The following is a 12,566-nucleotide window of genomic DNA, read 5'->3' on the forward strand; positions in this document are numbered from 1 at the left end:
CGCCAATTGGCGAGTTTTCTTTACACTGTGAAGAAAATATAAATTTCCAGCTGGAAGTAAATTCGACGTGGCCGGAAATTTTAGGTACACAGTATAAGTGCAACTACGCCCCTGTCTTCGCCCAAGGGCATGGCTCGCCAATCGGCGAGTTTTCTTTACACTGTGAGAAAATATAAATTTCCAGCTGGAAGTAAATTCGACATGGCCGGAAATTTTAGGTACACAGTATAGGTGCAACTACGCCTCTGTCTTCGCCCAAGGGCGTGGCTCGCCAATCGGCGAGTTTTCTTTATAAGATAAGAAAATATAACTTTTCGGGGCGATGTCTAACTCCCAAGGCCCAAAATGGCAGACTCTGGTCCACTTTTCTTATGATAGGAATATTTTGGTTAAAATTTATTCCTGCTATACATGCTAGCGTATATAGCAAAATACAATAGGAAAACCGGCAATCTCTATTGAGCTGCCGGTTTCTTTATACCTATCTACTTAGGAGAAATCACCACATGCCGATGCGGTTCTGCTCCTTCTGATGTTGTAATTACATGAGGGTGATGAGAGAGCGCCTGATGAATTACTTTTCTTTCAAAAGAAGGCATTGGCTCTAAAATAACCTTTTTCTTCGTATTAAATACTTGCTTTGCTAAGCGCTGCGCAAGAGATTCAAGTGTCCCTCTCCTCTTCTCCCGATAGTTCTCAGCGTCAATCATGATATTTATATATTGTTTCGTACTTCTATTTACTACAAGCTGCGTTAAATACTGAATTGCATTTAATGTACTGCCTCTTTTTCCGATAAGAAGTGCTACCTGCTCTCCTGAAAGTGTAAGTTTGACTTCTCTCCCCTTCACTGACTTTTCCACAGTAACGTCAAGGTTCATCTCTCGAATGATACCTTTTACATAGCTTACGGCCTCTTCGATTGGATCCTTTTGTGCGCTTACAACTTCTTCAATCGGATCACTTTTCACAGCTACAGCTTCTTCAATAAGATCCAAAGCCTTGTTTACAGTCACTTCAACTATAGCAGGCCTAGAACCGAGAAATCCCAGGAATCCTTTTCTGCCCTTATCTAAAATACGAATTTCCACCTGATCACGAGAAACTCCTAGCTGCACCAGTGCTGATTGAACTGCCTCTTCGACTGTTTGTCCTTTAGCAGTAATACCGTTCACTTGCTTGCTCCTCCTGTTTTCGCCTTCTTGATTTCAGGTCCTTTAATAAAATATGTTTGAGCAATACTAAAGATATTTCCCACTACCCAGTAAAGAGAAAGTGCTGCTGGGAAATTAATAGCAAAGACAATAATCATAATAGGCATTAACCAAAGCATCATAGACATCTGTGGATTTGCCGGCATCCCTACCATTGAAATTTTCTGCTGGATGAATGTTGTCACACCGGCAAGCAGCGGCAATAAATAAATTGGATCTGGATGCCCAAGGTCAAACCATAAAAAGCTATGTTGCTTAATTTCAGTAGTTCGCATAATCGCATGATAAAAACCGATCAAGATTGGCATTTGCACAAAAATTGGCAAACAGCCTCCAATCGGGTTTACACCATGCTTTTGATACAGCTGCATCATCTCTTGTTGAAGCTTTTGTTGCGTTGCTTGATCCTTCGAGCTATGTTTTTCGCGTAACTTTGTCATCTCGGGCTGCAACGCCTGCATCGCTTTTGTGCTTCTTGTTTGCTTAATCATAAGAGGCAACAACGCAGATCGAATGATAAGCGTAACAACAATAATAGCTACACCATAATTCGCCCCAGCCAAATTAGCAACATAGGTAATTAACCAAGAGAGCGGATATACGACGTATTGGTTCCAAATTCCTGTGCTTTCCTTCGTAATCGGCTCATTGACTTGGGAACAGCCACTGATAACCGCTATAAGTAAGATTACCATCAGCAAGAACCATATTTTCTTTTTCACAGCCTTTTCCTCCTTCTAGTATGTACATCTATAGTTACTTAATTTTCGTTTCGGTGTTCTGAATTCGAATGCCGGAACGATTCAAAACATGAAGTAGACTTTTCTTAAACTCCTCATATGTCATTTCTGCACAGGGCTTCCTTGCTATTATAACAAAATCTTTTCCAGAATCTATCTTCTCTTTTAATTCTGTAAACACCTGACGAATCATCCGCTTAATCCGATTTCGTACTACCGCATTTCCAATCTTCTTGCTAACAGAAAGACCGATACGAAAGTACTCCTGATCTGGCTTGTCCAGCTGATATAAAACAAACTGTCGGTTCGCATTAGATTGCCCCTTCTGAAAAACAGTTTGAAATTCCTTATTCTTCTTTATACGATTCATTTTTTTCATTTACTTAAACACTCCTGTATATCGTAAGCGGAACCTTTACACTGCTAGAAAAAAGACCACTGAACGATCAGTGGCCTACGCAGATAATACTTTTCTTCCTTTACGACGACGAGCAGCTAGAACTTTGCGGCCGTTTGCAGTGCTCATACGCGCACGGAAACCATGTACTTTGCTGCGCTTACGCTTATTTGGTTGAAACGTTCTTTTCATTTTATAACACCTCCCTGAGGAATAACTGTTACAGACAGTCCTATAAATTATAGTTAATCCTTAGTGGAAATGTCAATGCTTCTTGAAATTTTCATCTTATATGCATATTTTCCCTAATTCACAGGTTTTTTCACATTATTTCTATTGCATTGTGGATAATTTTTTTGTTCGTTTTTTCTATCCACAATCTATCTTTATAGTTTTACACAGTATATCGTGTTGTGGAAAAATTTATTCCACAACGTATTGATTTTGTGGATAACTTTATAAAATTCATTGCTATTGCTGCTTATTTTTGATATTATATTTTTGTTTTCAATTAGAATAACTTTTCTTTTTATTAATGATATCCACAGTCTGTGTATAACTTGTGGACATCTTTTAAGCATGTGTATAACTTTTTATCCACATCCTTCTGTTTTGTAGAAAACAGCCCGTCTTATCTCCGCGCACACTCTAAGCTTTTAAATAGCTTTGTATAAATATGCATTCTTGTATTTTCGTGTTATACAAAAGTTGTGCAAACTACATCTTTGTGCAATTACCCTGTCCAAAAGGAGGGACAACATTGGAAAACATCTCTGATCTTTGGAATCGGACCTTAAAAGAGCTGGAGAAGAAGGTAAGCAAGCCGAGTTTTGAGACTTGGTTAAAATCCACAAAGGCTTATTCCTTAAAAAAGCATTTATTCACGATTACTGCTCCAAATGAATTTGCACGAGATTGGTTGGAATCCCATTATTCTGACTTGATTTCAGAAACTGTGTATCATGTAACTGGGGAAGAGCTTGATATCCGTTTTATTATTCCTCAAAGCCAAGCTGAAGAGGAATTTGAATATGCTCCCGCACATAAAGCAAAGATGCTGCAGGATGAACCAAACCATTTTCCGCAAAGCATGCTAAACCCAAAATATACATTCGATACATTTGTCATTGGTTCTGGAAACCGCTTTGCCCATGCAGCATCCCTTGCTGTGGCTGAAGCCCCTGCGAAGGCCTATAATCCTCTTTTTATATATGGAGGCGTAGGGCTTGGTAAAACACACTTGATGCATGCAATCGGTCATTATGTTATTGAGCATAATCCAAATGCAAAGGTTGTATACCTTTCTTCCGAAAAGTTCACAAATGAATTTATTAATTCCATTCGTGATAACAAAGCTGTCGACTTTCGTAATAAATATAGAAATGTCGATGTTCTTCTCATAGACGATATTCAATTCTTAGCTGGAAAAGAACAAACCCAGGAAGAATTTTTCCATACTTTTAATGCTTTGCATGAAGAAAGCAAACAGATTGTGATCTCTAGTGACCGGCCTCCAAAAGAAATTCCGACACTTGAGGATCGTTTACGCTCACGTTTTGAATGGGGGCTTATTACGGATATCACACCGCCTGATTTGGAAACAAGAATCGCTATTTTACGCAAAAAAGCAAAGGCAGAAGGACTTGATATCCCAAATGAAGTGATGCTATATATTGCTAATCAAATCGACTCCAATATCAGGGAGTTAGAGGGAGCACTTATCCGGGTTGTCGCTTATTCATCGCTCATCAATAAAGATATGAATGCTGATTTAGCCGCAGAGGCTTTGAAACATATTATCCCGAATGCAAAACCAAGGATTATTTCCATCCATGAAATTCAAAAGGCAGTAGGACAATTATTTCAAGTGAAATTAGAAGATTTTAAAGCAAAAAAGCGTACAAAATCTGTTGCTTTCCCGCGCCAAATTGCAATGTATCTTTCAAGGGAACTCACAGATTCTTCACTACCGAAAATTGGTGAGGAATTTGGCGGACGTGACCATACTACTGTTATTCATGCACATGAGAAAATATCTAAACTATCAAAAACAGATGCACAACTGCAGAGACAGCTAGAGGAAATTCAAGAGATCTTAAAAAATCATTAGGAATAATGTGTATAACTTTTTTGTTTTTACGCACAGTCTATCCACATGTTGATAGGCTGTTTTTCCTTCGTTGGGGATACTTATCCACATATCCACAGGTACTACTACTATTACTACTATTTTTTTATCTTTAGTAAATAAAATAAAAATTAATACTGAATTACAGGAGGGATTTCCCATGCGTTTTTCTATTCAAAAGGATTATCTTGTAAAAGGTGTACAAGAAGTTATGAAGGCTGTATCTTTACGAACTACAATCCCTATTCTCACTGGAATTAAAATTTCGGTAAATGAAGAAGGGGTTTCCTTAACAGGAAGTGATTCTGATATTTCTATTGAGTCCTTCATTCCCATTGAAGAGAATGGAAAAGAAATTGTAGAAGTTCATCAAGCAGGAAGCATTGTTTTACAAGCAAAATATTTCAGTGAGATTGTAAAAAAATTACCGAGAGAAACAGTTGAAATTGAAGTTGAAAGTCATTTTATGACAAAAATAAAATCTGGAAAATCTGAATTCAACCTAAATGGCTTGGACCCAGAGGAATATCCACTTTTACCTCAAATTGAGGAGCATCATGTATTTCAAATTCCGACAGATCTTCTGAAGCATATGATCCGTCAAACTGTATTTGCTGTGTCAACATCGGAAACACGACCGATATTGACAGGTGTAAACTGGAAGGTATATAACAGTGAACTTGTTTGCATTGCAACAGATAGTCATAGACTTGCCTTGCGCAAGGCAAAGGTTTCTGGAAGAAACGTTCCAGAGGAGTTTAAGGCAAACGTTGTTATTCCAGGAAAAAGCCTAAACGAATTAAGCAAAATTTTAGATGAATCTGAAGAAGCAGTAGATATTGTAATCACAGATTATCAAGTTTTATTCCGTACAAAACATCTGCTTTTCTTCTCTAGGCTATTAGAAGGGAGTTACCCTGATACTTCAAGGCTTATTCCAACAGAAAGCAAAACCGATATTTTTGTTAATACGAAAGAATTTTTACAAGCTATCGACCGCGCATCTTTATTAGCTAGAGATGGTCGTAACAATGTTGTGAGATTTTCTACTTTGGAACAAAGAATGATTGAGATTTCTTCTAATTCCCCAGAAATCGGAAAAGTTGTTGAAGAAGTACAGTGTGAGCAAATAGAGGGGGAAGATTTAAAAATCTCGTTTAGTGCAAAATATATGATGGATGCTTTAAAGGCATTAGACAGCTCGGAGATTAAAATTAGTTTTACTGGTGCGATGCGCCCATTTTTAATTCGTACTGCTAACGACGATTCAATTATCCAACTTATTTTGCCTGTTCGAACCTATTGAGAGTCAGATGGGGGGCCCCTTATAGTAAGGGGTCTGGTGAATTCAGCAGTCTTACAGCTTATTTCAATGTAGTAGAGGGTGATCTGAAAGGGAGAGTGTATTCTGCTTTCAGGTCGCCTTTTTTGCACTGTAAGAAAGTATAAATTTCCCGCTAGAAGTGAATTTGACGTAGTCGGAAGTTTTAGGAATATAGTGTAAGTGCAACTACGCCTCTATCTTCGCTCAAGAGCAAGGCTCACCAGTCAGCGAGTTTTCTTTATACTTTAAGAACGTACAGATTCCCAGCAGATAATTCGAGTATTAAAGAATGAATTATGCCTGCTGCTGTTCTTATTTTTATCATTCCGCTTTGCTAACACTCAATTATTTAGTACAATGAAAGAATGAACACTTTTAGGAAGTGAGTGATCCTTATGAAAATCGTCTCAATTTCGACAGAATACATCACTTTAGGACAATTTCTGAAGTTAGCTGACTTGATTGACACTGGTGGAGCTGCAAAGTGGTTTCTTCAGGAGTACGAAGTGCATGTAAATGGCGAAGAAGACAATCGGAGAGGTAGAAAGCTCTTCTCAGGAGATGTCGTAAATATTCCTGCTTTCGGCTCATTTCAAGTGAAGGGATAAAAGGGGGAACACCCTTTGTATATTGAGGAGTTAACATTAAAAAATTACCGGAACTATGAAATGCTCGACATTTCTTTTGAAGATAAAGTAAATGTTATTATTGGAGAAAATGCGCAGGGAAAAACCAACCTTATGGAAGCTATTTATGTCCTTGCAATGGCCAAGTCGCACCGTACTTCAAATGATCGTGAACTTATCCGTTGGGATACAGAGTATGGTAAAATAAAAGGAACACTACGAAAGAGAAATAACACACTTTCTCTAGAATTGATGGTTTCCAAAAAGGGTAAGAAAGCAAAATTGAATCATCTAGAGCAACAAAAGCTTAGTCAGTATATCGGTGAGATGAATGTTGTGATGTTTGCTCCAGAGGACCTGCATTTGGTAAAAGGTAGTCCTCAGGTTCGGAGACGCTTTCTAGACATGGAACTCGGACAAATTGCACCGGTCTATCTTTACGAGTTAAGTCAATACCAAAAGGTGCTGACACAACGGAATCATCTGTTAAAGATTTTGCAACGTGAGGGAAGCAAGAACGAGGCAATGCTAGATGTATTTACTCTCCAGTTAATCGAGCATGGAGCAAAGATTCTGAAAAAGCGATTTGAGTTCCTGCGTTTGCTGCAGGATTGGGCCGCCCCCATCCACCGTGGCATCAGTAGAGGACTAGAGGATTTGCGAATTATATACCAACCTAGCATAAATGTATCAGAATCAACAGATTTGTCGAAAATAAAAGAAGTATACTATGAAAATTTTCATTCTATTAAGCAGCGTGAAATCTTCCGTGGCACTACCTTGATTGGTCCTCATCGTGACGATTTGCAATTCTTCGTTAATGACAAAAACGTTCAAGTCTTTGGTTCGCAAGGACAACAACGAACAACTGCACTTTCCCTAAAACTGGCCGAAATTGAATTAATTCATTCAGAAGTGAACGAGTATCCGATTCTACTGCTTGACGATGTCTTGTCAGAGTTGGATGATTACCGTCAATCTCACCTCTTAAACACGATTCAGGGAAAGGTGCAAACTTTCGTAACAACAACGAGCGTTGAAGGGATTGAGCACGATACGCTGAAGAAAGCCAAGACAATTCAAGTGACAAATGGCACAATTCAAGATTAGACCCGCAGAGTTGCTTCTGTTAAATGGAAAAGTAGGTGATGTTTGTGACAATGGAACAAAAACAATTGCAAAATAACACGTATGATGAGAGTCAAATTCAGGTTCTAGAAGGATTAGAAGCTGTTCGGAAGCGCCCAGGTATGTATATTGGTTCAACAAGCGCAAAAGGGCTTCATCATCTCGTGTGGGAAATTGTGGATAATAGTATCGATGAGGCACTAGCAGGCTACTGTGATGAGGTAACTGTTACAATTGAAGAAAATAACAGTATTACGGTTGCAGATAATGGACGTGGTATTCCTGTCGGGATTCATGAAAAAATGGGACGCCCGGCAGTTGAAGTTATTATGACTGTACTGCATGCAGGCGGAAAATTCGGCGGCGGCGGTTATAAGGTATCCGGCGGGTTGCATGGTGTAGGAGCATCTGTTGTAAATGCTCTTTCTTCTGTGTTAGAAGTGTATGTTCACCGTGAAGGGAAAATACATTATCAGAAGTTTGAGCGAGGAGTTCCTGGTGAGGATTTAAAAGTGATCGGCGAAACTAACCGAACTGGAACTACTGTTCATTTTCAACCTGATAAAGAAATTTTTAGTGAAACCACAGAATATGATTTCGACACACTTGCAAACCGTTTGCGTGAATTGGCTTTCTTAAATCGCGGCATTAGGCTAATTATTGAAGATAAACGTGAAAACAAAAGGAAGAAAGAGTTCTTCTATGAGGGCGGTATCCGTTCATATGTAGAGCATTTAAATCGTACAAAAGAAGTAATCCATGAAGAGCCGGTTTACGTAGAAGGAGCACGTCAAGGCATTTATGTAGAGATTGCTTTACAGTATAACGAAGGGTATACAAGTAATATTTACTCTTTCGCTAACAATATTCATACGTATGAAGGCGGTACACATGAGGTGGGCTTTAAGACAGCTCTTACACGTGTAGTAAATGATTATGCAAGAAAAAGTAATGTTATTAAAGATAATGACAGCAATCTAATTGGAGAAGATGTGCGGGAAGGATTGACTGCGATTGTATCTATCAAGCACCCTGATCCACAATTTGAAGGTCAGACAAAGACGAAGCTAGGCAATAGTGAAGCAAGGACAATTACAGAATCTGTATTTGCTGAAACGCTTGAAAAGTTTTTAATGGAAAATCCTCCTGTAGCTCGCAAAATTATCGAAAAAGGTATGATGGCAGCGAGAGCTCGTGTTGCAGCAAAAAAAGCTCGTGAATTAACGAGACGAAAAAATGCATTGGAAGTCTCAAGTCTACCTGGAAAATTAGCAGACTGTTCTTCTAAAGACCCTGCAATCAGCGAGATTTATATTGTAGAGGGTGACTCTGCGGGAGGCTCAGCAAAGCAAGGACGTGATCGGCATTTTCAAGCGATTTTACCGTTAAGAGGAAAAATTATTAATGTTGAGAAATCACGACTAGATAAAATTTTGTCCAATAATGAGGTTCGTTCTATTGTAACAGCGATTGGAACAGGAATTGGCGAGGATTTTGATATTGGAAAGGCTCGTTATCAGAAAATCATTATCATGACAGATGCCGATGTAGATGGTGCTCATATTCGTACCCTATTATTAACGTTCTTCTATCGTTATATGCGTCAAATTATTGAGCATGGCTATGTTTATATTGCACAGCCGCCTTTATATAAGGTACAGCAAGGTAAAAAAATTGTATATGCATACAACGAAAGAGAGCTTGAAAGAGTTCTGGCAGAGCTGCAAGGACAACAGAAGCCAAACATCCAACGTTATAAAGGGCTTGGAGAGATGAATCCCGGGCAGCTTTGGGAAACGACAATGGATCCGGAAGTCCGCTCACTCCTGCAGGTTAGTATGCAGGATGCCATTGAAGCGGATGAAACATTCGAGATTTTAATGGGCGATAAAGTGGAGCCTCGCCGTAACTTTATTCAAGAAAATGCGAGATACGTGAAGAATCTCGATATTTAAGGAGCGACAGGAATGGTTATTCCTGTCTTCTGTATTATAACTATATGTTCGGAAATGTTAGAGGAGGTGCTGGTTGATGTCTGAGAACCAACAAGCCCGAATTCGTGAGATAAATATTAGCCAGGAAATGCGTACATCTTTTTTAGATTACGCCATGAGTGTTATTGTATCACGTGCTTTACCTGATGTGCGTGACGGCTTGAAGCCGGTCCACCGAAGAATTTTATATGCGATGAATGATTTAGGTATTGTAGCAGAAAAGCCACATAAGAAATCTGCTCGTATTGTTGGAGAAGTAATCGGGAAGTACCATCCGCATGGCGATAGTGCGGTTTACGATACGATGGTTCGTATGGCACAGGATTTTAACCAACGTTATATGCTAGTAGATGGACATGGAAACTTCGGCTCCGTGGATGGAGATGCTGCGGCTGCTATGCGTTATACAGAAGCAAGAATGTCTAAAATTTCGATGGAATTGCTTCGGGATATTTCGAAAAATACAATTAGTTATCAAGATAATTATGATGGATCTGAGCGAGAACCGATTGTTCTTCCGGCTCGCTTCCCTAACTTGCTTGTTAATGGTGCTACAGGGATTGCCGTAGGGATGGCGACAAATATTCCACCACATCAGTTAGGAGAAGTTATTGATGGTGTGTTGGCATTAAGTAAGAACCCAGACTTAACGATTCCGGAGTTAATGGAGTATATCCAGGGACCAGATTTTCCTACAGCTGGTCAGATTCTTGGAAAGAGCGGGATACGTCGTGCTTATGAGACTGGGCGCGGTACAGTTATTATCCGAGCTAAAGTAGAAATTGAAGATCGAGGGAATGGAAAGCAATCCATTATCGTAAATGAGCTTCCGTACCAAGTAAATAAAGCAAAGCTTATTGAAAAAATTGCAGAGTTGGTACGTGAGAAGAAAATAGATGGGATTACAGATTTACGTGATGAATCTGACCGTAATGGCATGAGGATTGTAATGGAAATTCGTCGTGATGCTAATGCTAATGTATTGCTTAATAATTTGTACAAGCATACAGCATTGCAAACGAGCTTTGGTATCAATATGCTGTCTCTTGTAGACGGTGAACCAAAGGTATTGAACTTGAAACAATGCCTATATTATTATTTGGAGCATCAAAAGGTAGTTATTAGAAGACGTACTGCCTATGAATTAGAAAAGGCAGAAGCGCGTGCGCATATTCTAGAGGGGCTCCGAATTGCATTAGATCATTTAGACGAGGTTATCGCATTAATCCGCAGTTCCCGTACAACAGAGATGGCGCGACAAGGTCTAATGGAGCGCTTTGGTTTAAGTGAAAAGCAAGCACAAGCTATTTTAGATATGCGTTTGCAAAGATTAACAGGACTGGAACGTGAGAAGATCGAGCAGGAATATGCCGAACTAGTAAAACTAATTGCAGAATTAAGAGCAATATTGGCTGATGAGGAAAAGGTGCTAGAGATTATTCGTGAGGAATTGACGGAGATTAAAGAGCGCTTTAACGATAAAAGAAGAACTGAAATTGTTCCAGGAGGCCTTGAGTTTATTGAGGATGAGGACTTGATTCCGGAACAAAATGTAGTTATTACACTTACTCATAACGGGTATGTTAAGCGATTGCCTGCTTCTACGTACAAAAGCCAAAACCGTGGAGGAAGAGGCGTACAAGGAATGGGAACCAATGAAGATGATTTTGTTGAGCATCTTTTAACAACATCAACACACGATCATATTTTATTCTTTACCAATAAAGGAAAAGTGTATCGGACCAAAGGATATGAAATTCCAGAGTACAGTCGTACGGCAAAGGGGATCCCGATTGTTAATTTGCTAGGGGTCGATAAAGGCGAGTGGGTAAATGCAATCATTCCAATTCGTGAGTTTACAGATGACGATTATCTATTCTTTGCGACAAAGCAGGGCTTGGCAAAGCGTACACCTCTATCTTCGTTTGCAAACATTCGGAATAATGGTTTGATAGCAATTACTCTTAGAGAAGAAGATGAACTTATTTCTGTACGATTAACGACAGGAGAAAAGGATATTATTATTGGCACAAGTAATGGTATGCTTATTCGTTTTCATGAGCAAGATGTGCGTTCCATGGGTCGTAGTGCAACAGGCGTAAAGGGCATTACGTTGGATGAGGATGACCTAGTGGTAGGAATGGAGATTGTAGAAGAGAATACCGATGTGCTCATTGTGACAAAGAATGGTTATGGTAAGAGAACCTCAATAGAAGAATATCGTATCCAAAGCAGGGGCGGAAAGGGCTTGAAAACTTGCAATATTACAGACAAAAATGGAAGGCTTGTAGCTGTAAAGTCTGTAAAAGGCGAGGAGGATATTATGCTTATTACGGCAGCTGGTGTGTTAATCCGCATGCCTGTTGATCAAATTTCACAAATGGGCCGTAATACACAGGGAGTTCGCCTCATTCGGTTAGAAGGAGAGCAGGAAGTAGCTACAGTAGCAAAGGCGCAGCGTGAAGATGAGATAGAAGATGAGATAGAAGATGAGATAGAAGAGTAACACAGGTAGACAAGGTTAGAGATAAAAGGAGTTGTGAAGGCGGTGTTCCTTGCAGCTCCTTTTTTTTGTATTCTAATTACGGTATAAATTTCTGGCCAGAGGCGAACTTGATGCAGTTGGCTACAGTGTAAGTGCCACTAGGAAAAGGTAGGATATAAGGTATTTCTTACATTGTAAGAAAGTATAAACTTCCACCTGGAGGCCGATTCGACGTAGTCGGAAATTTTAAGAATACAATATAAGTAGGGCTATGCCTCTGTCTTTGCCCAAGAGCAGGGCTTGCCAATCGGCAAGTTTTCTTTACACTTTAAGAAAGTATAAATTTCTAGCTAGAAGACAATTCGACGTAGTGAGAAATGTTAGGAATAAAGTATAAGTGCAACTACGCCTCTGTCTTCGCCCAAGGACAGGGCTCGCCAATCGGCGAGTTTTCTTTAAAAGAATAAAGTTTTTTAAAGAAAAATGTATTTATAGTGTTGACGGTTATGAAAGCACATGATATATTATAC

At 39.3% G+C, this 12,566-nt stretch carries 10 protein-coding genes; 6 read left to right on the forward strand and 4 right to left on the reverse strand.

The features are described 5' to 3' along the window. Positions 1-485: 485 nt before the first annotated feature. The 4 genes from jag to rpmH all read right to left on the reverse strand — a co-directional run bounded on the left by jag (position 486) and on the right by rpmH (position 2,543). A complete protein-coding gene (gene jag, locus AAHB12_RS21610; RefSeq protein ID WP_129728622.1) occupies positions 486-1,175 on the reverse strand; it encodes an RNA-binding cell elongation regulator Jag/EloR in 690 nt (229 codons plus the stop codon). Continuing rightward, positions 1,172-1,936 carry a YidC family membrane integrase SpoIIIJ gene (spoIIIJ, locus tag AAHB12_RS21615; RefSeq protein ID WP_342047011.1) on the reverse strand — a complete coding sequence of 255 codons (765 nt, stop codon included), beginning with the start codon at positions 1,934-1,936 and terminating at the stop codon, positions 1,172-1,174. The genes jag and spoIIIJ overlap by 4 nt, the downstream gene beginning before the upstream one ends. 34 nt (positions 1,937-1,970) lie before the next feature. Then, positions 1,971-2,333, reverse strand: a complete 363-nt coding sequence (gene rnpA, locus AAHB12_RS21620; RefSeq protein WP_129728620.1) for a ribonuclease P protein component — start codon at positions 2,331-2,333, stop codon at positions 1,971-1,973. A 75-nt stretch (positions 2,334-2,408) separates the two neighbouring features. Next, a complete protein-coding gene (gene rpmH, locus AAHB12_RS21625) occupies positions 2,409-2,543 on the reverse strand; it encodes a 50S ribosomal protein L34 (protein ID WP_129728619.1) in 135 nt (44 codons plus the stop codon). A 568-nt stretch (positions 2,544-3,111) separates the two neighbouring features. Here rpmH and dnaA point away from each other — a divergent pair. From dnaA to gyrA, 6 genes are all read left to right on the forward strand, one after another. Then, positions 3,112-4,461, forward strand: coding sequence for a chromosomal replication initiator protein DnaA (dnaA, locus tag AAHB12_RS21630; protein WP_129728618.1), 1,350 nt, complete (start codon positions 3,112-3,114; stop codon positions 4,459-4,461). Positions 4,462-4,639: 178 nt separating this feature from the next. Then, complete coding sequence (dnaN, locus tag AAHB12_RS21635; RefSeq protein ID WP_129728617.1) at positions 4,640-5,785, forward strand: DNA polymerase III subunit beta; 1,146 nt, start codon at positions 4,640-4,642, stop codon at positions 5,783-5,785. Positions 5,786-6,198: 413 nt separating this feature from the next. Next, positions 6,199-6,411, forward strand: coding sequence for a S4 domain-containing protein YaaA (gene yaaA / locus AAHB12_RS21640; RefSeq protein ID WP_129728616.1), 213 nt, complete (start codon positions 6,199-6,201; stop codon positions 6,409-6,411). Between the two features lie 15 nt (positions 6,412-6,426). Continuing rightward, complete coding sequence (gene recF, locus AAHB12_RS21645; RefSeq protein WP_342047014.1) at positions 6,427-7,539, forward strand: DNA replication/repair protein RecF; 1,113 nt, start codon at positions 6,427-6,429, stop codon at positions 7,537-7,539. Between the two features lie 50 nt (positions 7,540-7,589). Then, on the forward strand, positions 7,590-9,512 hold the full coding sequence (gene gyrB, locus AAHB12_RS21650; protein ID WP_342047016.1) for a DNA topoisomerase (ATP-hydrolyzing) subunit B: 1,923 nt from the start codon (positions 7,590-7,592) through the stop codon (positions 9,510-9,512). A gap of 76 nt (positions 9,513-9,588) precedes the next feature. Further along, the gene (gene gyrA, locus AAHB12_RS21655; RefSeq protein WP_342047018.1) at positions 9,589-12,057 is read left to right on the forward strand and encodes a DNA gyrase subunit A; all 2,469 of its coding nucleotides are present in this window, start codon (positions 9,589-9,591) and stop codon (positions 12,055-12,057) included. Positions 12,058-12,566 lie beyond the last annotated feature (509 nt).

The organism is Bacillus sp. OTU530, from assembly GCF_038440375.1.

Excerpts from the sequence above, each read along its gene's own strand:
- rnpA (WP_129728620.1), bottom strand. The coding sequence starts at position 2,333 with ATGAAAAAAATGAATCGTATAAAGAAGAATAAGGAATTTCAAACTGTT.
- rpmH (WP_129728619.1), bottom strand. The coding sequence starts at position 2,543 with ATGAAAAGAACGTTTCAACCAAATAAGCGTAAGCGCAGCAAAGTACAT.
- dnaN (WP_129728617.1), top strand. The coding sequence starts at position 4,640 with ATGCGTTTTTCTATTCAAAAGGATTATCTTGTAAAAGGTGTACAAGAA.
- yaaA (WP_129728616.1), top strand. The coding sequence starts at position 6,199 with ATGAAAATCGTCTCAATTTCGACAGAATACATCACTTTAGGACAATTT.
- gyrB (WP_342047016.1), top strand. The coding sequence starts at position 7,590 with ATGGAACAAAAACAATTGCAAAATAACACGTATGATGAGAGTCAAATT.
- gyrA (WP_342047018.1), top strand. The coding sequence starts at position 9,589 with ATGTCTGAGAACCAACAAGCCCGAATTCGTGAGATAAATATTAGCCAG.